The organism is Vagococcus sp. QWL-13 (genome assembly GCF_058683555.1).
Genome location: NZ_CM178746.1, coordinates 1,866,785 through 1,889,351, shown reverse-complemented (window position 1 = coordinate 1,889,351; position 22,567 = coordinate 1,866,785). Strand labels below are relative to the sequence as shown.

The following is a 22,567-nucleotide window of genomic DNA, read 5'->3' as shown; positions in this document are numbered from 1 at the left end:
ATAGAAATGTTAAAAAAATTCGGAGGAAAAAAATGAGTAAGACTGTTGTGGACAATCAATTTGACAAGTTTAAATTGAGTGGCGCATTAATCGCAATGGGAGTGGTGTACGGGGACATCGGAACTAGTCCGCTGTACGTGATGAAGGCTATTATCGAGGGGAATGGCGGGCTAAGTGAAGTCTCGTCTGATTTTATTATCGGCGCTGTTTCTCTAGTTATTTGGACAGTGACGCTTTTGACCACAGTCAAGTACGTGATGATTGCTTTGCGTGCGGATAACCATGGAGAAGGAGGGATTTTTTCCCTTTATACGCTGGTGCGTAAGATGAGTCCCTACCTGATTATCCCGGCGATGATTGGAGGAGCCACCTTGTTGGCGGATGGGGTTTTGACACCGGCCGTGACCATCACGACTGCAGTGGAGGGATTGCGGGGCATCCCGGTTTTTTACAATATTTTTGGCAACAATCAAAATGTGATCGTGGCTATCACCATCACAATCGTTTTAGCTTTGTTTATGATTCAGCGTTTTGGTACAGAAAAAGTTGGGAAAGCCTTCGGGCCGATTATGTTGGGATGGTTTACTTTTATCGGTCTGGTGGGCGCTTATAATTTTTTAGGCGATCTTTCCGTTATCCGGGCCATCAATCCCTACTACGCCATAAAATTGCTGACCAGCCCGCAAAATAAAGCGGGGATTTTTATTCTAGGAAGTGTTTTCCTGGCAACTACAGGGGCAGAAGCATTGTATTCTGACATGGGTCACGTGGGACGGAAAAATATTTTAGGCAGCTGGCCTTACATCAAAGTGTGTTTGATTTTGAATTATTTGGGGCAGGCAGCATGGATTATTTCTGTCAACAATGATCCTAAATATTTGGCTGTGGAAGTGTTAAATCCTTTTTTCAGAATGATTCCCGATAGCTTATCGATTTTTTCGGTTGCTTTTGCTACTGTTGCAGCAGTTATTGCTTCACAAGCATTGATTTCCGGCTCTTACACTTTAGTTTCAGAAGCGATAAAATTGCATTTATTCCCGAAACTAAGAATTATTTATCCAACAGACCAGAAAGGGCAGCTCTATATCCCGGCTATCAACTGGGCCTTATGTCTGCTGTGCGTCAGTATCGTCATAGCCTTTAGAACATCCGCTCACTTGGAGGCGGCTTACGGGTTGGCAATTACTATCACCATGCTGATGACGACGATTTTGCTTCTGTTTTATCTGTTGAAAAACAAAGTGCCGAAAGTTATTTCATTTAGTATTTTTGCTTTCTTTGGCGCTATTGAAACGATATTTTTCCTGTCAAGTGCAACGAAATTTCTCCATGGAGGTTATACGGCGGTAGGTATCGCTGTGGCTATATTGCTTATCATGGTAATTTGGGAAAGAAGTTATCTGATTAGGGAAAGAGTGTCGGTGCGAGTGGACCTTAAAGATTATGTGGACCAGCTGGTTTCATTGAGCAATGATGACTCTCTACCCCTATTTCAAACAAATGTGGTCTTTTTAACCCCCAATCTCAGAGGGCACAAAATCGGCAGGGAAATCCTGTACTCGATTTTGGATAAAAAACCTAAACGTGCGAAAGTCTACTGGTTTGTCAATGTGTTTGTCACTGATGAACCTTACACGAAGGAATATTTGGTGGATATGATGGGAACCGATTGTATCGCAAATGTACAATTGAAGTTAGGTTTCCGCGTCCGTCAAGATGTCAATGTTTATATCCGGCAAATTGTCAATGATTTGATGGAGCAGGGAATGATCAAAAAACAACCTCAAAAATATACGATTTTACCGGGCAGGCAAGTGGGCGATTTCAGCTTTGTACTGCTAAAAGAAGAATTGGCACGAGTGAATACTGGTCTGTCCAATTTAGATAAAGTCATTTATCAATTAAAAATTGCCATCAAAACGATTACCACATCGACTGCCAACTGGTTTGGTTTGGAGTACAGTGATGTAGTAACCGAACGGGTGCCACTGATTATTGACACTCAACTCAACCCTAGACGGAAACTTACTCAAATCGTTACTGGAGATTTTTATTCCGAAGAAGATGATAATGACGATGAGAGTGACGAGTAGTCGCAACTATAGATAAGAAAACTAAAAAACAAGCTTTCTGAGAGTGACAGTTCTCAGAGTGCTTGTTTTTCTTTCAAGTAAATATCAATCAACTCGTCGCGATTGATTTGGAAAAGCACTTTATGATCCAAGGGGTGAATACGATTGGACAACAAGATGAAAGCTTCCATCTGGGCGCTGTCGATTAGCATGAAAGTGCCGGTATAGCCGGTGTGAAAAAGAACGGGGTTTTCCGTCTCCGGCTCAAATTTCAAATCCCACCCTAGAGAACGGGGCGCTGAATCAATCATTGACCAGCTTTGATACAAAGAAGTCACAGTCTCCTCTTTTAAAAAATATTCCCCGTCACGCATCTTGCCATTGTAAAGCATCATAAAAGTAAAACTCATCAAGTCGTTCAGCGTGGCAAAAAGTCCGGCACTGCCGCAACGTTCCTTTAAGATAAACGCTTTGGGGTCGTGGACTTCTCCTTTGATCAGCCCTCTGAGATTATTCAGTTCAGTGGGGGCAATTTTATTTCCGACGGGGGAGAAAGTTGCCTGAGTCATCTTCAGCGGTTTAAGGACCACATCATCGATTACCTGCTGTACTGGTTTTCCGTAGAGATGTTCAATCATCAGACCCAGCAGGACCGTACCAGTATCCGTATATTTGATTTCTTTCCCTCTCAGATTAGGATTTGATTTCAACTGTAAAAAAGCTTTGATTAGTTGCTCTTGAGAAAGTTGTTGGCGATTTGGGATAAAACCGTTGATTCCTGAGCTGTGAGTCAGCAAGTGTCTGATGGTCACATATTTATCTTGAAAATTAGGCAGATGCTGCTGCAATCCGTCATCAACATGGATTTGATTTTCTTCTAGCAATTTCAAAATAACAGAATTAGTTCCCACGACTTTTGTCAAGGAGGCCACATCAAAAAGGGTGTCGATGGTCATCTGTTCTTTTTGAGGGATGATTTGTCTCAAACCTAACGCTCTTTGGTAAATTTGGTTCCCTTTGATGAAGCAGTATGCTGCCCCCGGCATGATGCCTTTATTTACTAATTCTTCGATTTTGTTTTTTGTTTTCGGATACATAATCAACCCTCTTTTCTCATTAGCACAAGCATATCACATTTTGAATTTGGGATAAAATAATCTCACTTGATATTCTCACAGGCGTGGGAAATAAATTCAGATAGGCATTTTAAATATTTTTTGGCGGATGATTCTCCATCTGTCGGAAATAAATTGAACGTTTTGAGAAAGAGTGTTTTGAAAAAGTTTTAGTTTAGGGCAAAACTAGGTGACTTGCTTCGATATTAGGCTGTAATAAGGCCTTGGAACATGCTATCATAGTTTCAGTTAAAGGTGGTCAACTATGCACAGTGGACAGTTCAAGCTAGATTTGCAAACGGGGAATGGGAGCGTAATGGAACAAACAAATAGGAAAAAATATGATTGGTATTCGCAACAGTGGGGGAAGCCAACCAGAGACGGGCAAATGCTTTTTTTACTGTTGACAGTAGGCGTTTTTCAAGCCGGGTTAAGCTGGAAGGCTGCGGCAAGTAAAAGGGAAGTCTTTTTAAAACATTTTTGCGGGATGGACTATCAAAAAGTCGCCGGTTTTTTTGAAGATGAGGTGGCTAAAATTGCCGAAGATCCGGCAATGATCCGCAATAAAAGGAAAATCCGTGCAGTGATACAAAACGCAAGAGCCATTGTAAATTTAGAGAAAGAAGGAATAAGTTTTGCCGACTATTTATGGGATTTTGTCGGCGGAGTGCCGGTAGTCAAACATTATGAAACTCTGGAGCAGGTACCGAATACACTGCCGGAAGCAGCCTTGATTGCTAAAGACATGAAGAAAAGAGGCTTTACCTTTGTGGGACCAGTAGTCACAACGATGTTTTTAAAAGCTGCCGGAATCATACAAGATCAAGTATGGTCAGAGTAAATCGGTTCCGATGTGTTTAAAAATATTAAGGTTCAAAAAAGGTTGGAAGAATATCTCAAAAAAATGTTAAGGAGTTGTTTCGTGATAATGATAAAAAATTGGAGAATAAAGCCATGGAAAAAATTTTATTAGTAGAAGATGATACGTCCTTAAGAAAAGGAATCATTTACGGTCTTGCTCTAAAAGAATTTGAAATTATCGAATGTTCGACTCTGAAAGAAGCAAAAGAGCAATTGAATTCTGAACATTTTCGTCTGCTTTTGCTGGACGTAAATTTACCAGACGGCAGCGGTTTTGACTTATGTGAGGAAGTCAGGCGGACCTCCTCTGTGCCGATTATTCTTTTGACCGCAAGAGATTTGGAAATGGATATTGTGACTGGATTGGGTTTAGGAGCTGATGATTATATTACAAAGCCCTTCAGTTTAACTATCCTGAGAGCGAGAGTGGAAGCAATTTTACGGAGAAGTGAATACCAGCAACGAAAAGTTTTTCAATTTACTGAACTGACGTTTGATTTTGAACATTTAAATTTCACCAAAAATGGACAGTCTTTGGAGTTGACGAAAAATGATATCAAATTACTCAAAGTGTTCTGCGGGAATCCCAACAGGACATTGGAGAGACAACGCTTGGAAGAATTACTCTGGTCCGTCGACTCGGATTTTATCGATGAAAATGCTTTGTCTGTCACAGTGAAACGGTTGCGTGATAAATTGGGAAGCAATCCCGATGTTTCGATTAAAACCGTATACGGCATCGGCTATCGTTGGGAAGTGAGAATATGATGTTCTCAGTTGCAGTGATTTTAATGACGGTGTTTTCACTTGGATTTTATTTCAGAGGTTATTATTTGTCCCGTCAAGCCAAACGCACATTGGATACACTAAACCATCAGTTAGATGAGGCTCTCAAAGGGGATTTGCTGGAAGTTTCTTATGATGAACATTACCTTTCACAAATTGGGCAAAAAATCAATCGTTTCCTTTCAATCAGTTCTTTTCAGCAGGAAAAAAATCAAGAAGAAAAGGATGCTGTTAAGGAATTAGTTTCCAACATTTCCCACCAAACAAAAACACCGTTGGCTAATCTGACTATATACAGCCAGTTATTATTAGAACAACCTTTATCGGAAGAAGCTGAGGTGTTTGCAAATGAAATTCATAAACACACGGCTAAAATGTCTTTTTTAGTTGAACGTTTGATGAAGACTTCTTATATGGAAAATAATTTGATTACTAGCCATAAAGAAGCAATCTCCGTAAAAACACTTTTGGAAGACTCACTTTCATCGGTGGCACTTCAAGGAAAGGAAAAAAATATAAATTTTGTAGGACATACGGTTATCAAAGAGCTAATCAACTGCGATAGAAGATGGACATTAGAGGCTTTGAATAATGTGTTGGAAAATGCAGTTAAATATTCTCCATTGAATGGAACAATTGTTTTTTCCAGTGAACAGCAGGAATTTTTCACCAAGATAACGGTCAGGGATGAAGGGCAAGGGGTTCCAGAAGAAGAAAGAGCACAAATCTTTCAACGGTTTTACCGCGGAAAAAGCAGTCGTGAAAAAGAAGGCTTGGGGATCGGCTTGTTTTTGGTGCGGAAAATCATGGAAGAACAAAATGGCTTCGTAAAAGTCAGCACGTCAAAGACTGGCGGTGCAGAGTTTTCTTTGTTTTTCCCGAGAGGACAGTAAAATCTGTCAAAAGTGACAGATTTCAGACAGAGGGCTGATAGATTTGCCTGTTATGATTAACTGTATAAGAAGGAGGGAGAGCTATGAAAAGTTTAAGAGCAGAATGCCTAAAGAAATATTATGGGGCAGGTAACAACTTGGTGAAAGCTCTGGACGGGGTTTCTTTTTCAGTTGAAGCAGGTGAGTTTGTGGCAGTTGTGGGGACTTCAGGAAGTGGAAAATCCACCTTGCTGCATATGTTGGGCGGACTGGATACATTGACAGAAGGAAAAGTGTGGATCGAACATCAAGATATTTCACAACTTTCAAAAGATGAGCTGACGATTTTCCGCCGGAGGAAAATAGGATTTGTTTTCCAAAATTTCAATCTTTTGCCTTTACAAAATGTTTATGAAAATATTGTTTTGCCTATCCAGTTAGACGGACAAAAAGTTGACGAGGTATATATTCAACTGGTTTTAAATACACTTGGCTTAGCAGATAAACAATTTGAAATGCCTAATAATTTGTCTGGGGGGCAACAACAGCGAGTGGCCATTGCTAGAGCGTTGGCAGCAAAACCTGCCATTATTTTGGCAGACGAACCTACTGGCAACTTGGACAGCAAGACAGCCTTAGATGTTTTGGGTTTGTTAAAAAGAACGAGTAAAAAATGGCATCAGACGATTGTGATGATTACCCATAATGATGATTTTGCCCAGTTGGCAGACCGCATCATCCGTCTCGAAGACGGCAAACTTTTGGAGGATGATCCCTATGCTGAAAGTAAATAACCGCAAAGTCATCAAACGTCTGGCCAGAACTCAAATGAAACAGCAGCCTGTAAAAAATCGTCTGCTGGTTTTGGCAGTTGCCCTTGCAGCAATGATGCTGGTTGTTGTATTCAGCATCGGTATCAACTATTATTCTGTTTTGAATCAGCGGAATTTATCCATGTACGGCAGTGATTATAATGGTATGCTGACGGGTCCCTCTGAGAAACAACTCGCTATTGTTCAAGAGATGAAAAAAGTCAAAACAGCAGGATTGGCAGTCGGATGTGTCACTGTGGCTGATTATGAAGGCACTGCTGTGGGCACTAGTCTTGTTTGGGCAGATGAGATTCATTGGGAAAAACAGCTTCAACCGGTACTTCTTGAGTTAACAGGCGCTTATCCGCAGAAAAAAAATGAAGTTATGCTCTCGGAAAAAGCGTTAAAAAAAATGGGGATCGCTCAACCAAAGATCGGTATGGTCCTGCCAATGTCTTTGGCCTATTATGATGGACTTAGAGACGAAGAGATGGTCCTTTCTGGATATTTTAATGATTATTCTGAGAAAAACCGGGGATTTGTTTCAAAAACATTTTATCAGCAATCAGGTATCACAGCCGATGATTTGGATAGGAGCCGCGTGTATCTGAATTTCTCCACGCCTTTTATCAGCGAACAAGACGAGGCTGAAATGGAAGAAGCACTAAAATTAACAAAATATCAACATTTTTTTGCAGATACTGAGATGGGGGACATGTTGTTCAAAATGGTCATGTCAATCGTCGGAATCATTGGAGTCATCGTGGTCAGCGGTTATTTGCTGATTTACAATATTGTCTATATTTCCCTCAGAAAAGAAGCATATTATTTTGGGTTACTGAAAACCATCGGAACTACCGGCAAACAAATCCGTGAAATTGTTTTTAGGCAAATCATCCTGCTGTCACTGGTCGGGATTCCTGCTGGTTTGATACTAGGAGGGGGAATTTCCAATTATTTGATTCCAAAACTGATTGTTTCCTTGATTCCGGGGCCTGTGAGTTTTCGGGGGGAGTTTCAGCCAATTATTTACATTCTTGCCGGCCTTTTCAGCTTGCTGACAATTTTTATCAGTGTGGCTAAACCGGCAAAATCCATCGCACAGATTTCGCCTATTGAGGCAGTAAAGCAAGAAGGCGCGGCAGTAAAAAAATCAAAAAAAAGCAAGACTGGCAGCAGTATCCGCGGGATGGCATGGTGTAATGTTTTTAGAAATAAAAAACAAGCCATTCTGGTCTTTCTCTCATTATTTATTGGCATGACTGCTTTTACAGTCGTTGCTTCAATCATAAAAAATAACAATGCTAAGAAAATTTTGGAAGTACTGGAAGTGGCTGATTTCCAGTTGATCAATCGCAGTTCTGGGGAAGAAGATCAAGTTCAGGTGTTCCAAAAAGAATTTATTTCCCAAATCGAATCTTTAAAAGGAGTAAAAGCTGTTCACCGGGTGAGTGCTCTTAATATCGAATTGACAAAACCTCAAGTCCAGTTTTCTAAGTATTTAAAACCGGCATTTGAGAGAAGTTATGGTGTTGATTATGAAAAAGAGGGCCGGCAAATGATGAAAGATAGACCCGAAAATTTTTTCGGAACCTTGGTTGGTCTTGACAGTCAACAGTTTCAGCAAATGAAGAAAAAATTTCAACTGACCATTTCGGAGAAAAAATTTGATGAGGGCAAAGTAGGAGTGATATCACGTGCCTTAGAACATGAATATCAGGAACTGAAGTCGCTGGAAAACGAGACGATAGATTATCAATTTGAAACCAGACCTTTGAAAATCAGTATCAGTTACGTTGCCAAACCATATCAACTCTTTGAAACCATTCAGTACAGCAGTTTTTTCCCGGAGATTTTTGTTTCCAATCATTTTTTAGACCGTCTGACTGGCTCAGAAACATTTGTGGATCATTTGGTTATTGATTATCATGAGCCTTATAATCAAGAAACTGACTTACAGATTTTATCTGTGATTGGTGAGAATAAACAAATCGATTACGAATCTAAAATCGAACGTTATGAAAATATGAAAGAGTCGGAAAACCAGCTGCTGATCATGGGGTCAGTCATTGCTTTTGTGTTGGCGTTATTAGGGTTGTTGAATTACATCAACGTACTGTCTACGAGTATTTTCAGCCGCTCCAAAGATTTGGCGATTTTAAGCAGTATCGGCATGACCACTAAACAAATCCAGAAAATGCTTTTGAACGAAGGGATGATCTATGCAGGTATTTCCCTAGTTCTTTCAGTCATCGTAGGGAACAGTTTAAGCTACTTGGTTTTTTCCTTGACTAATGTTTACGAGACAAGCTATGAAATACCTTTGATAACATTAATTTTACTCTATTGTTTTGCCGCATTGATTTGTCTGCTTTTACCTAATTTAGTGTACCGTTTGATACATCAGGAAAGTGCCATCGACCAACTAAGAAATGATTGAACTGTTTAGTGTATCAATCAAAGGGCAGCTGAAAGTGCAATATAATGCAGCTTCCAGCGATATAGAAAAGTTGTTTAACTTGGTGATTTCAGGCGGGAACTATTAGAAATAATTGAAAAACTTCAACTGCAATAGTGGTTGAAGTTTTTTGCCGAGGTAAAAAAAGAACCATGGTCATACATGAAATTCCGGGCATACAAATGATTCTCTTGCTGATAATTTCCGGAACTGCCTGATGGTCGAAGAAATTTTTTATTAGAAAACATCTCTTGAGCACCTGTCAATGACTGCTTAATCATAGTGATTTAGTAGTCGGTCTTAGAATTTTTTTCTTGAAATGGTTGACTTGAAAATAGAAATTTGTTTAAGTAGATTAAGGGGGCAAAGGGGGAAACTAGATGACGAAAAAAAGGAAAAGAATTATTTTTAATGTAATCAAGATTATGATTGGTTGTTTTGTATTTGCAGTAGCTGTCAACATGTTCGCACTGCCGAACAAACTAGGTGAAGGCGGTGTTACCGGAATTACGATGATTTTATACTATACACATCATATTTCACCAGCAGTAACAAATATATTATTCAATGCAGTCATACTATTTTTAGGCTGGAAGCTGCTAGATAAGCAAACAATTTTGTATACGGTATTAGCTGTTGGGATTTTGTCTGTTTTTCTAAAATTTACCGAAGATTTTCAGTTTGTGGCTGAGGAAGGAATCGTTGCAGCAATCGCTGCCGGTGGTCTCATGGGCATCGGTTTGGGCCTGATTATGAAGGGGGACGGCACAACGGCTGGAAGTATGATTTTAGCTAAAATTATGAATAAATTCTTAGGCTGGAAAGTCAGCTACGCGTTGCTGTTTTTTGACATTATTGTTGTAATTGCTTCTCTGTCAGTAATCGGAATCGAAAAATTTTTGCTGACAGTCGTTTCACTGATGATTTCCACCAAAGTGCTGGATTTTATTTTAGAAGGTTCCAATCCAAAGAAGACTGTCATGATTGTTTCAGATCATTACGAAGAGATAGCTTTGGCAATCGACCAAAAAATCAGCCGGGGTATTACTTTGTTGAATGGTGTAGGGTATTATAAACGGGAACCCAAAAAAATATTGTATGTGGTGATCAGCCGTGATCAGCTGATGGCCATACAAAATTTGATCAATGACATCGATCCTTTGGCTTTCGTTACGATTAGCGATACCCAAAGCGTGATAGGAGAAGGCTTCACCCGCGAGATGTTTATTGATACGGATGAGAGTGCAGATAGTTATTAAGAAAACCACTTGCATTGATTTTGCCAATGCAAGTGGTTTTTTGTAGCAAGTTAGATTTTGGTTGGTGATAAAGCATTAAGGAAAAATCTGATTCCATAATCATCCAGCCCATTTATTTTATTTTTCATAAATCTAACACATAAGAAAAATCTTCCTGATATTTTTTCTCCAGTATTATTTTTAACAGCCTTTTTGCCAAATGTTCATTTCGTGGCAAAATAGGTCCATGAAAATAAGAACCGAAAGTATTTTTAAAATGTACCCCTTCAGTCTGGTCCTTGCCATTGTTCCCAAAACCTTCTTGGACAACACCTAGAGGCTGGATACCTTCTCCTAAATAAGTCAGACCATTATGATTTTCAAATCCTGCATAGACTTCATCAAATTCTTTATTATAAATTTTGATATCACCGATGAACCGGTGATTTTTTTGGCTGTCTGTGTAGTAGTTGATGGCAGAAATACCAGGGATTTTTTCACCTTTGGCACCTACGTAATAATCACCCAAAAGCTGGAAACCTCCGCAGATGGCTAGAAACACACCGCCATTGTGGATGTATTCTGTTAGATCCTCTTTTTTAGCTTGTATGTCTTTGGAAACGATAGACTGTTCAAAATCTTGTCCGCCCCCGAAAAGAACAAAATCATAGGCGGTTTGTTTGAAATCTTCTTCTAAACTGATAACTTCGTAAGTGAACGAAACACCGATTTTTTTGGCAAAATATTCTAGAATAAGCAAATTTCCGATGTCGCCATAGGTATTTAAAAGGTTGCCGTAGAGATGGCAGGCATGAATCGAATAACCGGTCATTTTACATTCCTCCGTCAATATAGCCTTGGGCAGCTAATTCTTTTCTTAATTGCAGTACGGCGGTATAAGTGGCAAGGATGAACACTCTGCCGGGCGGTAATTCCTTGATTGTCTCCACGACTTTTGGGATGTCCTTGATTTCTTTGAAGTTATGGTCTTCAAGTCCCGCCACTTTCAAACGCAACCCAATTTCTCCGGAGCGTTCGCCCCCAGCGATGACATGAGGAATATCCATATCGGCAAATTTTTCATAATTTCCATCCCAAATCCAGCTGACATCGATTCCATCAGCGTAATTAGCATTCAGCAGATGAACTAATTGAAAAGGTTGGGGAGCAAGTGCCACCATGTCAATGACTTGGTTGAGTCCGACAGGATTTTTTACAAGAACTAAGGTACATTCCTTGTCTTCGATGTGGATGACTTCCTGCCGTCCAAATACTTTTTGGTCGCTGGACAGTCCTTCACGGATTTTTTCGGGAGCTACTTGATAATAACTTCCCACTGCTGCTGCCGCTAGGGCATTGTATACATTATACAAACCGCCTACTTCAATGCGGTAAGTTTCGCCATCGATTTCAAATTCAGAATAAGTATGATCCATCCCTATAAGTTTGGTCAGCTGATACGTCAGCTCCGGCCGTTTGAAACCGCAGTGGGGACAGTAGTATTTTCCCTGATTGCTGTAAGTAATCATTTTGTATTGGAGAATCCGATGACATTTCGGACACAGTAACCCATCCGTGTTTGAATGGGGAGTAACATCTTCATCAGATTTGTGATCGAAGCCATAGTAAACCCGCGGATTAGCTGTTTCTTTCGAATTGAAAATCGGCAAATCTCCGTTAGCTAAAATCACCGCTTCAGGTGCCTTGGCAGCCCCATCTAAAATCATCTGGTAAGTCGTGTAAATTTCTCCATAACGGTCCATTTGATCGCGGAAAATATTAGTAAACAAGAATAAAGAAGGTTTGAGGTAGCTGGTGACTTTGGCTAAACTTGCCTCATCAATTTCAAGCACAGCAAATTTTTTTCCCTTTTGCCGTGATTTAGCCGATAAAAAAGTCGAGACGATACCTTGGAGCATATTAGCTCCGGTGGTATTAGTCAGGACATTGTCGTATGCTTGTTTCAAAATATTGACAGTCAGAGCGGTCGTCAAAGTTTTGCCGTTGGTTCCTGTGACAACGACCACTTCATAGTCTTTTGCGATAGTGTCCAGAATATCCGGATCGATTTTTAAAGCTAGTTTGCCTGGCAAGCTGCTGCCGCCTTTTGTAAAAGTCTTTAGAAACCACTGGCTTGATTTACCCACAGCGAGTGCTAATTGACTACGTAAACTCATGGTGAATCCCCCTAAAATTTGTGAGAGTATGTCTCGTTCAAGACAACGTCTATCATACCATATTCTTAAAATACGCAGGTCATTCTTTAAACTATTTTATCAAATAGATATTCTCGAGAGAGATGTTCTGAGAAGACCTTTGCTTAAATAATTTCCTTTAATCTCTTGATCAAGTTGTGAAAAAAATTAGCCGATGATGATTTGCTCAGTAGGATAGGAAAATGCTTTGTCTTGTTTTTCCTTGGGAACAAAGGTCATTAGAGTGTAGAGCATGCCCACGCGTCCAATAAACATCAAAAGGGCAATAATGATTTTTCCGATAAAGGATAAATCAGAAGTGATTCCCAAAGAAAGTCCTGTGGTCCCAAATGCAGAAGTCACTTCTATGATAATAGAAAGCAGTGAATGTTTTTCTGTGGCAGATAAAATAATAATAGAAAAAAAACACATGAAAAGAGATAAATTGAAAACTACCACGGCTTTTTTTATGTCTTCCTTGGAAATCCTTCTCCCGAAGATATTCACGTTTTCTTCACTTTTGATAAAAGAAGCAAGGTATAGAAAAAGAATGGCAACGGTGGTGGTCCGCACGCCTCCTCCTACCGAACTCGGGCTGCAACCGATGAACATTAAAGCAGAAAACAACAGCAAGGTCGCGGGCTGAAAACGATCTAAGCTATGGAGCTGCAGTCCTGCATTACGGGTGCTGACAGAGTAGAACATGGAGCTGAGCCACTTCTGATTTTCTGCCATGGGAGCAAAAAGATGATTCTTTTCCAGTAAATAAATCATGATTGTACCAAAAATAAATAAAATAATAAAAGAAAAAATAGCAAGTTTGCTGAAAAGAGAGAATCTAAAGGGCACAAGATGTTTCTTTCGTTTGTGTGCCAGCCATTCACGGACTTCCATAATGACTGGAAATCCGATACCGCCGATCATGATTAAAATCATGGTACTGACTAAAAAGAAAAAGTCGTTTCTATATGGCATGATAGAAGCACCAGTCACATCAAAACCTGAGTTTGTGACCGCCGAAATCGCCTGATAGAAACCAAAGAAAATAGATTCAGAAATCGTTGCATGAATATCAGTGAGATAAAAATGAAAAGAATAAATCACGCCGAAAATAAATTGGATGGCGATTAAAAAAGTTAAAGTCACCCGGATTAATCTGACGACACCGCTGAGTTTCGGCTGGTTCATGTCTGTCATGATCAGCTGGCGTTGACTCAGAGTGATTTTTTTTCGTGAAATGATTAAAAAATAGGTGACGATCATCATGATACCTAGACCGCCTACCTGAAAAAGGATTTCAAGCAGAAGAATCCCTCGATGGTTAAAAATTTGATTGATGTTAAATGTGCTGAGACCGGTCACACTGATTGTGCTGATAGCCATAAAAAGATCATCAATCAGTGCGGTTTCTACCCCTGAGTGTCGAAACCAAGGGATTTTCAGCAAAACAAAAGAAACTAGGGTTAAAAAAACATAGTAGCCGACGATCCGCTGGATGCTGGAAACGCGTGATGATAAATAGCGAGACATTTTATTTTTTAATTGAAAAAATAGAGTCGTTTTCATCGTCCATTCCTTAGTTGTCGTTGTTGTCTCCTATTATACTAAAAAAAAGCTCAGAAGGAAGCAAATTATAACTAGCATTGTTTCTCTTGCTTAAAAAGGTTAAAATAATTTCAAAGAAGGAGGCGCAATAGTGGTTATTCAAATATTTTTAAATAGTATTCTTTTTTTGGTTGTAATCGGAATGTATTTGTTCAAAAAGAAATTTTCGCTTAATCGGACTCAACGATTGCGATTAGTATTGTCCGTTATTTTTTTGATTTTCGGTCAGTTTATTTTCATCTGGTTTGTTTTACCCAGTAAGTCTTTATTAAATTATTTGCTGATAAATCTGGTTTTGGGGTTGTTGGCTGGGGGCGTCATCTGGTTATTAAACGAGGCGGATGATTTGGTCGTCAAACTTGTAAAGCCCATGGTTCGGCAGTTTCTTTTGATTGCAGCAGCATTCATCCTTTTACTGCTTGCTTCAGGGGGTTATGATATTTACAGTAAAAAACAGGTGTATCATACCTTGAATATTGTAGAGGGAACAGACACGCCAGAGCTGGATAAGGAAGATACTCCGGTGACGATTCCGCCGAAAACCGTCCGGAACAAAATGAAAAAATCTATGAATCAGTTTGATAATCAGCAATTTTATGATTTAGGAGAATTGCAGGTTCAAAAAATCAAGGATGAAGTGGTTTACATCGCTCCCCTTGAGTTCAAAGGCTTTTGGCGCTGGCTTAAAGGGAAAACGTCGGAAGGGTATCTGATGATGTCAGCCACTGATATTTATGCCCAGCCTGTCGCAGTGAAAAATCCCATGGCCTATATCCCCAGTGCTTATTTTTTTAAAGATGTAGAGCGGAAAATTTATTTTGCCACGTCTACCTATAAAACAATGGGGGTGCCCCAGCTAGAAGTTGACGATGAGGGCAAGGCTTATTACGTTCAAACATTGTATAAGGCAAGAGGGATTTCTGAAAATCCTAATTACCGGAAAATGAAAATTGCCGTATTGGATACCACGACAGGAGAAGTTGAAGTTTATGATTTGAAAGATGTTCCTGAATTTATCGATGCTCCGATTTCGCCGGAGATGGCCAGTGAGATGAACAGTGTGTATGGCAAGTATGAAAATGGCTGGCTGAATAGCAAAATGGCGAAAAAAGGCGTGAAGCTGGCCACCGAAAACGGTACTGAAGATGATGTGACGCCGATTTTCAATGAAAAAGGAGATATGCTTTATTTCACTGACTTTACTTCTCCTTCAAGTTCTGATGATTCAGCTATCGGCTATTCATTTATCAATGCCCGCACAGGAGAGCTGACTTATTACAGCAAGAAAAACATGATGGACAGTGAAGGGCTGTTGAATCTGGTCAATTTAGTTTATCCGGAGAAAAAGCTTAAAGGCAGTATGCCTTTGCTGTATAACATCGACGGAATTCCCACATGGGTCGTGTCCATGCTGGATAAAAATGGCATCTTCAAAAAAATTGCCTATGTGAACGCCACAGACAGCGATATTTTGGCAATGGAGGACACAGTGACCAAAGCTTTGCAGACGTATCGGCTGAAAATAGGGGAGAAAAATGCCAACGTAGGTGCAACGGAGGACATGGTTGAAAAAGAGTTGGAAGGAAACGTATCAAGAGTCAGCAGTCCGATTGTCACAGATGACGGTATCATCGTAAAATTCTTGATGGAAGACGGCATTATTTATACCGTGTCCGAAAACACTTATCCTGAAGGGATATTTTTAGAGAAAAATGATCAGGTGAAATTCAAGGCCAGGATGGTGGATGATCAGGTGCAAGGCTATGTAACAGATTTTGAAATCATCACATTGAAGGAGTAACCAAAGGTAATATTTGAAATAAGGACTGAGATAGTAGAAAAAGTTTCAGCACAGGTAAAAATATGTTAAAATTGTGTTTATACTAATGAATATGGAGAAGAATAATCAATGGCAAAAAAAATAAAATGTCCCAATTGCGGCTTTGAATATGATGAAGGTACAGAATTTTGTCCTAATTGTGATGTGATTAATCCTAACTCAAAATATATTCATAAAAAGCCGACAGCAGAAGAAGTTTTAGCACGCAAGCAAATGGAGCAGGCCACCGATGAAGAAATCCGTCAGCGGTTAAAGGAAAAATACGAGCAGGAAACCCAAACACTTGAAAAAGAAAAGCTTAAAGAAGCTTTGGATGAAGCAGAGGATAAAAAAAATGCCTTTACAGGCGCTGAGACTGTGGAAGAAAAAGGTGTTTCTTCCATAATAGAAACAAAGGAGGTTGGAAGTTCCGGAGCCAAAGAAGAAACAAACTGGAAACGCCCGGAAAAATCTCCCGAAGATATAGAAAGAACTTCGGCGGCTGTCGATGACGAGAAGCCGGAAAAGAAGAAACCAAATAACCTTATTTTTGGTCTAGTGATAGTTTTGCTTTTGGCTGCAGGAATTTGGGGTTACAATAAGTATGAAACCAGCGCTAGGGAAAAACGGGCGGCTGAGACTGAGAAAGCTTATAAGCAAGCCAAAATAGATTTTGAGAAACTTTATTTTGATGAAAATAAAATTTTCCTCAATGCTGCTGTGACAAAAGATAAAATTGATAAGGCCAGCGAAAAAATCAAAGCTATTGATAACAAAGAATTTAAAAATGATTTGCAAGAAATCGAGACAGATGTAAGAGAACGTTTCGAAAGACAAAATAGTTTGAACATCTTGTTTGATCAACCAATACTTACGGGGGATACATTAGATGACCAGGCATTGGTGAAAGAGAATATTTCCAGTGTAGGACTAGAAATATCCGAAAAGGAACAAGATGCTTTTGATAAAAAAATCAATGAAGGCATTAAAGTGGCTAAAGGGCAGGTGGCGAATACAAACAAAGCCAAAGAGTTGATGACCGTTGTTTTCAAGGACAATAAAATTGTTGAAAATATCAAACGGGAAGATTATCTCAAAGCTAAGGAAGCTGTTGGGAAAATCAAACGCAAAGAACTAAAAGAGACATTTGAAAAACAATTAAAATCAGTTGACGATTATCTCGTTGCAAAAGAAAAAGAAACAGCAGAAAAAGAAGCAGCGCAGGCCGCTGCAGGTGCACAAGCCGCAAATGCTGCCGCCGCTCAAAACCAGCAAGTCAATCAGGCAGGTCAAGGCAGCGGGACAAATATTTTTGGGGCAGACCGGATTCAAAAATGGCATGACAAAAATCCGACAGTTCAAAGCGGTACTCTGAACAATCTCGATCCGGGAACAATTTCCAGCGACCCGTGGGTATGGGCGCCAGGTGTGCAAGAGACGGTGCTGAATGAGTGTTTCCGCCGCGGATATATTGTAGCAGGAGGCTATTCTTTAGTTCAAAGTAAAATCATAGATGGCGAGGGTTACTATGACCTGTACGCCACCGATACCAGCGCTCCGTTGTTCAATGACTGGAAACCGGCTACGCCATATTATTTAGTGACGATTAACTGTAAGACCGGTTGGTTCAAAGGAAATGGCTCGGACGGCACATTATAATCAATGTCAGAAAGAATAATTTGGAACATTAAATAATGAAAAACCACGGATGAGCGTTCATCCGTGGTTTTTTAGATTTGGATAAGACATAGGAACAGAATGAACATTAATCTTTTGGAAAAAACATTACTTTAACGTTTCTTTGACAAAATTAGCATGCCTATGGGAAAATGAAGATTAAGTTTTAAACTTGAACAGACATCGAAATTCGCGGTTTTTTGAAAGCAGTAACCACTACTTTTAGTGACGCAGTTTTCATATAAAAACAAATAAGATACAGTGTTACTTTAAAAAGAATAAAAAGATATTTCAAGGAGAGGCAAATGAAAAAAGATTTTGACTACGAACAAATGCTGGCAGGAGCGCTATATTTTGCCCCAAATATTTTCCCGGAAAACAGTTCTTTGGAAGGACAAAAATTAGCACAGAAAATTAATCAAGAGCCTATTGAAAATACGGAAAAAATCATCGAACTGGAAAGAAAACTATTTGGGAAGACAGGTCGTTCTTTTTACGTGAATCCACCGTTATATGTGGATTACGGACGTCATGTAGAAATCGGTGAAAATTTCTATGCTAACATGGACTGTTTGTTTTTAGATGTGAACAAAATAACATTTGGTGACAACGTGATGGTAGGCCCACGAGCCGGATTTTATACTGCCGGGCATCCCACCGATCCGGGAGTTAGAATAACAGAGCTGGAATTTGGCTTGCCGATTACTGTGGGAGATAATGTCTGGATTGGTGCTAACGCAGTTATTTTACCTGGAGTCACGGTTGGAAAGAATTCCGTTGTGGGTGCAGGGGCAATCGTTACTAAAGATGTGCCAGAAAATACTATCGTTGCAGGGAATCCAGCAAAAGTCATTAGAGAAATCAATCATATCGACAAGAAAAAATGGGAAGTAGCAATGGCAGCTTATTATGAAAAATTGAAAAAAAGCAATGAATCTTAGCTGGGAAGCAGCAATCTAACTAAGAATAGAGAACACTCAAACCATAAAAAGACATGCTTTAAGTTAATTTTTTATGAAAAGTGATTTTTTTATTAAAGGTCGGACTCTGACCTAACGCAGCAGTTTATACTAGAGCCAAAATAATATAAAAATGAGGGATTCTATGTTTAAAGTCGGCACATTTTCTAAAATAACCAATACCACCGTCAGAGCACTGCATCACTATGAAAAAATCGGTCTTCTTTTGCCCACACATATTGACGAACAAACAAGCTACCGTTATTATGATGCCAAATTGATTAATAAATTGAATCAAATCAAAGTATTGCAGCAAATCGGTTTTTCTTTAGAAGAAATCAAGCAGATAATTAAAGAAGACACCGGTGATAACCTGGCGGATTACTTTGAACAAAAATATCAAGTATTGCAACATGAATTTGAAGAATTAAAAAACAAACAAAAATTTCTTGAACTGTTGATGGAAGATGACCAGGAACAGCTGATGAGCAGTTATAATATCAGCGTTCGAAAACTGCCTGCAAGAAAAGTCATGAGCATCCGAAGAATATTGCCGGAATTTGATGCAGAAGGGCAACTTTGGCAGGAGCTGTATGAAGAATTTTTAAAACAGAAAGCTGTTTTTACCTCCCCGCCTTTTGGGATTTCCTACTATCATGATTCTGAATATAAAGAAGAAAATGTCGATGTTGAAATCCAGAGCAGTGTTATCGGAGAATATAAGGACACAGATTACGTCAAATTTTTCACTCAGGAAGCGGAAGAAATAGCTTCGGTGGTTTTTCATGGAGACTTTTCCCAGATGCCGTTGATTACTACTGCATTAGGCAACTGGATCAGTATAAACGGTTACGAAATCTCCGGTCCTATGGTAAATATTTCGATTGTTTCTCCAGCTCAATCTCCCAATCCTGAAAATTGGATTCATGAAGCAGGATTTATTGTAAGAAAAATCAAACAAGATTGGTAACTATCCCAAGCGTCCTTCAATGGAATCTTTGACATTATCAGTAGAGATTTTTATACAATATTGTACCTTGAAAATGACTTTCGGATTGATATTAAATTGTTATTTTAAAAGGCTTAACCTTTGACAATAAATTCACATCTTCATTATAATGAAGATGTCAAATAACGGATTTCTTTACAATAACATAACTAAGTTAAGGGGAATTTGTATGAAAAAGAAACTGATGTTTATAATTGGTTTATTAGTGGTGGGGACAAGCTTTTTTTTCATTAGAGATTATGTCAGAAGCGAGGAAGCAAAATTGAAAGACAGTCAGATATTGGTAGGAGTAAAGAGTGTAGCAGAAGATCGTTTCATCGGAGATGTCCTTGATGGTAATGATTTGGTGCCGAATGATCAGACAATTGCTTTTACTTTTCAGGAGTCTGAAAAGCTGGAGACTCTGCAAGAAAAAGATAAGGTCATATTGGAAGTACCGGTAGTGCCCATCATGACACATAGTTTACCGCCACAAATGCCCCAAACAAAAATAATTAAAATTTTGGATTAAATAAAGGCTGGTTTTTAGTTTTTTCCTACAGTAAAGTGAGTCTTTACTGTAGTTTTTTTGTTATAAGTATCTGTATCCATGTGAATCCCAAGTCGTTTTAAGAGCATAATGCAAAGGATAGTTTTATAATGAAAACAGCAATGAAAGGAGTTTATCTGATGTCGATTTATGATTTTGACGTGCGTTTGGAAGATGGTCGTGTCTATCCTTTAAGTGACTACCGGAACAAAGTGATGCTCATCGTCAATACAGCAACAAAATGCGGGCTTGCACCTCAGTTCGAAGAGTTGGAACGTTTATATGAAAAATATAAAGAACAGGGTTTGATGGTTCTAGGCTTCCCTTCGGATCAATTCAAACAGGAACTAAAAAACGGCAGTGAAGCTGCAGAAGCTTGTCGTTTGAAATATGGTGTCAGTTTTCCCATGCATGAGCTGATTAAAGTCAATGGCACTGAGACGCTGCCCCTGTTTAAATATTTGAAAGATCAAGCTCCCAGTAGGTTGGGAAAAACGGTCAAATGGAACTTTACTAAGTTTTTAGTTGCCAAACAGGAAGAAGGGATAAAAAGATATTCTCCTCAGACCACACCCGCTGAAATTGAAAAAGACATTGTTGAATGGCTGGCTAAGGAATGATCTAAAAGCCTGAATATCATTTTTTACGATTTGTATTTTTCAAAGACACACTTTTTTGAAAATCTTTAAGCTGAAAATGATATCTTTGACATCTGTTTGTGCTGTTTTTATATTAAATCACTTGAAAGCAGTTTGTTTTTCACGAAAAATATTTATATTGTGAAAAACATTGCACAATATCTCGTTGACTAGAATACATTGGTACCAGTCCCTAGGAAAGTCATTGTGAAAAAAATGTTTTAGAAAATGAAGATTTTGGTGTGATTGAGCAAGCAAAATAATGTTTGCCGCAACAGTCCTTTGGTATATTATAGAAGGTCTTGAGGGTAGTTTGATTTTTAAGACTAAACGATTGAAAAGGTGGTTATTAAAAATGAAAGTAATCGTAGTAGGATGCACGCACGCCGGAACGGCAGCGGTCAAAAATATTTTACAAAATAATCCGGATGCGAGCGTGACTGTTTTTGAAAAAAACGATAACGTCTCTTTCCTTTCATGCGGCATTGCCCTTTATGTAGGGGGAGTCGTAAAAAATGCGCAAGAATTATTTTATTCAAATCCGGAAGAACTGGCAAGCTTAGGTGCCGAATTATACATGGAGCATGAAGTCACTACAGTCGATACTGACAATAAACAGGTGACAGCAAAAAATTTGCAAACCGGAGAATTAATGACTGAGTCCTATGATAAATTAGTAATGACCACAGGCTCTTGGCCGATTATCCCTCCGATTACAGGACGGGAACTGGAAAATGTGCTGTTGTGTAAAAACTATAATCAGGCAAAAGAAATCATTGCCAAAGCACAACACGCGAAAAAAATCACAGTTGTTGGCGGAGGCTATATCGGTATCGAATTAGTGGAAGCTTTTGTAGAATCAGGAAAAGAAGTCACACTAATCGACGGCTTGGACCGTATTTTAAATAAATATCTCGATGCAGGCCATACGGATATTTTAGAAGAAGAACTGCGTCAAAAAGGAGTTACTCTTGCTTTAAATGAAACTGTTTCTGAATTTGTAGGCGACGAGAGCGGTAAATTGGCCGGTGTCAAAACACCAGCTGGTTTGTATGAAGCTGACTTGGCCATCATGTGCGTTGGCTTTAAGCCACAAACTGAACTTTTAAAAGGGAAAGTTGACATGCTGCCTACTGGAGCGATTGTTGTAGACGAGTATATGCGTACCAGCAATCCAGATATTTTTGCCGCTGGCGACAGCACGATTGTTCATTATAATCCTACTGAGACACCAAATTATATTCCTCTTGCTACTAACGCTGTGCGTCAAGGAATGCTTGTGGGAACAAACATTAAAGAGCCTGTGTTAGCTTACAGAGGAACACAAGGAACATCAGGGCTATATTTGTTTGGCTGGACGATCGGTTCCACCGGTATGACTCTTGGCAACGCATTGGCTCAGGGAATTAACGCTGATGCCGTCTGGTTTGAAGATAATTACCGTCCCGAATTTATGCCTACCACCGAAAAAATATACATGCAGCTCGTGTTCGACAAAGACAGCAAGGTTATTTTGGGTGGACAATTGATGTCTAAATATGACATCACTCAATCAGCCAATACCTTATCGGTTGTTGTCCAAAATAAAATGACTTTGGAAGACTTGGCATTACAAGACTTTTTCTTCCAACCCCACTTCAACCGTCCTTGGAATTACTTGAATTTGTTGGCACAGGAAGCATTGAAAAAATAAGGATAGCATAAAAAACAGTTCGCTGTTCAAGTGAACTGTTTTTTTACTTTTCATATTTTCTTCTCTCGTTTGATATCTGACTGAAAGAATGATATCTTAAAATATGATTAGATTTGTCGTTTTAGCACAGCGATTGAAAGATAACCGGACATCCTAGCATGATTATTGTAGTAAGTCTAACTATCAAGAGAAAAATTTGAATGCTGATTTTTCTTCAAACACTAAACCC

The 22,567-nt window shown here is 39.2% G+C and carries 18 protein-coding genes; 14 read left to right on the top strand and 4 right to left on the bottom strand.

Features of this window, described 5'->3' with window-relative positions; genetic code table 11:
* The first annotated feature begins 32 nt into the window (after positions 1-32).
* Complete coding sequence (locus tag AC4PHI_RS08720; RefSeq protein WP_492199528.1) at positions 33-2,093, top strand: KUP/HAK/KT family potassium transporter; 2,061 nt, start codon at positions 33-35, stop codon at positions 2,091-2,093.
* Between the two features lie 53 nt (positions 2,094-2,146).
* Here AC4PHI_RS08720 and AC4PHI_RS08715 read toward each other — a convergent pair whose 3' ends face one another.
* Entirely contained in the window at positions 2,147-3,169 is a 1,023-nt protein-coding gene (locus tag AC4PHI_RS08715) for a serine hydrolase domain-containing protein (protein ID WP_492199527.1), read from the bottom strand.
* Positions 3,170-3,503: 334 nt separating this feature from the next.
* Here AC4PHI_RS08715 and AC4PHI_RS08710 point away from each other — a divergent pair, with 334 nt between their 5' ends.
* The 6 genes from AC4PHI_RS08710 to AC4PHI_RS08685 all read left to right on the top strand — a co-directional run bounded on the left by AC4PHI_RS08710 (position 3,504) and on the right by AC4PHI_RS08685 (position 10,235).
* On the top strand, positions 3,504-4,028 hold the full coding sequence (locus AC4PHI_RS08710) for a DNA-3-methyladenine glycosylase I (RefSeq protein ID WP_492199526.1): 525 nt from the start codon (positions 3,504-3,506) through the stop codon (positions 4,026-4,028).
* A gap of 113 nt (positions 4,029-4,141) precedes the next feature.
* Positions 4,142-4,816: a response regulator transcription factor gene (locus AC4PHI_RS08705; RefSeq protein WP_492199525.1), complete on the top strand. Its 675-nt coding sequence runs from the start codon at positions 4,142-4,144 to the stop codon at positions 4,814-4,816.
* Entirely contained in the window at positions 4,813-5,727 is a 915-nt protein-coding gene (locus AC4PHI_RS08700) for a sensor histidine kinase (RefSeq protein ID WP_492199524.1), read from the top strand. Before AC4PHI_RS08705 ends, AC4PHI_RS08700 begins: the two co-directional genes overlap by 4 nt.
* Positions 5,728-5,810: 83 nt before the next feature.
* The gene (locus AC4PHI_RS08695) at positions 5,811-6,500 is read left to right on the top strand and encodes an ABC transporter ATP-binding protein (protein WP_492199523.1); all 690 of its coding nucleotides are present in this window, start codon (positions 5,811-5,813) and stop codon (positions 6,498-6,500) included.
* Positions 6,484-8,958: an ABC transporter permease gene (locus tag AC4PHI_RS08690; RefSeq protein WP_492199522.1), complete on the top strand. Its 2,475-nt coding sequence runs from the start codon at positions 6,484-6,486 to the stop codon at positions 8,956-8,958. Before AC4PHI_RS08695 ends, AC4PHI_RS08690 begins: the two co-directional genes overlap by 17 nt.
* Before the next feature lie 398 nt (positions 8,959-9,356).
* Entirely contained in the window at positions 9,357-10,235 is an 879-nt protein-coding gene (locus AC4PHI_RS08685; protein ID WP_492199521.1) for a YitT family protein, read from the top strand.
* A gap of 124 nt (positions 10,236-10,359) precedes the next feature.
* Here the strand turns inward: AC4PHI_RS08685 and AC4PHI_RS08680 are convergent, their stop codons facing one another.
* The 3 genes from AC4PHI_RS08680 to AC4PHI_RS08670 form a co-directional block, all read right to left on the bottom strand.
* A complete protein-coding gene (locus tag AC4PHI_RS08680; RefSeq protein ID WP_492199520.1) occupies positions 10,360-11,046 on the bottom strand; it encodes a type 1 glutamine amidotransferase in 687 nt (228 codons plus the stop codon).
* Position 11,047: 1 nt separating this feature from the next.
* Positions 11,048-12,391: a MurT ligase domain-containing protein gene (locus tag AC4PHI_RS08675; protein WP_492199519.1), complete on the bottom strand. Its 1,344-nt coding sequence runs from the start codon at positions 12,389-12,391 to the stop codon at positions 11,048-11,050.
* 186 nt (positions 12,392-12,577) lie between these two features.
* On the bottom strand, positions 12,578-13,975 hold the full coding sequence (locus tag AC4PHI_RS08670; protein ID WP_492199518.1) for a TrkH family potassium uptake protein: 1,398 nt from the start codon (positions 13,973-13,975) through the stop codon (positions 12,578-12,580).
* Between the two features lie 130 nt (positions 13,976-14,105).
* Here AC4PHI_RS08670 and AC4PHI_RS08665 point away from each other — a divergent pair, with 130 nt between their 5' ends.
* The 7 genes from AC4PHI_RS08665 to AC4PHI_RS08635 all read left to right on the top strand — a co-directional run bounded on the left by AC4PHI_RS08665 (position 14,106) and on the right by AC4PHI_RS08635 (position 22,338).
* Positions 14,106-15,815 carry a DNA-binding protein gene (locus AC4PHI_RS08665; protein ID WP_492199517.1) on the top strand — a complete coding sequence of 570 codons (1,710 nt, stop codon included), beginning with the start codon at positions 14,106-14,108 and terminating at the stop codon, positions 15,813-15,815.
* 108 nt (positions 15,816-15,923) lie between these two features.
* A complete protein-coding gene (locus AC4PHI_RS08660) occupies positions 15,924-17,492 on the top strand; it encodes a cell division site-positioning protein MapZ family protein (protein WP_492199516.1) in 1,569 nt (522 codons plus the stop codon).
* 323 nt (positions 17,493-17,815) lie between these two features.
* Positions 17,816-18,451, top strand: coding sequence for a sugar O-acetyltransferase (locus AC4PHI_RS08655; RefSeq protein ID WP_492199515.1), 636 nt, complete (start codon positions 17,816-17,818; stop codon positions 18,449-18,451).
* A gap of 163 nt (positions 18,452-18,614) precedes the next feature.
* On the top strand, positions 18,615-19,439 hold the full coding sequence (locus AC4PHI_RS08650; protein WP_492199514.1) for a MerR family transcriptional regulator: 825 nt from the start codon (positions 18,615-18,617) through the stop codon (positions 19,437-19,439).
* Positions 19,440-19,647: 208 nt separating this feature from the next.
* The gene (locus tag AC4PHI_RS08645; RefSeq protein WP_492199513.1) at positions 19,648-19,989 is read left to right on the top strand and encodes a hypothetical protein; all 342 of its coding nucleotides are present in this window, start codon (positions 19,648-19,650) and stop codon (positions 19,987-19,989) included.
* A 158-nt stretch (positions 19,990-20,147) separates the two neighbouring features.
* Entirely contained in the window at positions 20,148-20,627 is a 480-nt protein-coding gene (locus AC4PHI_RS08640; RefSeq protein ID WP_492201569.1) for a glutathione peroxidase, read from the top strand.
* 373 nt (positions 20,628-21,000) lie between these two features.
* Complete coding sequence (locus AC4PHI_RS08635) at positions 21,001-22,338, top strand: FAD-dependent oxidoreductase (RefSeq protein WP_492199512.1); 1,338 nt, start codon at positions 21,001-21,003, stop codon at positions 22,336-22,338.
* Positions 22,339-22,567: the final 229 nt, after the last annotated feature.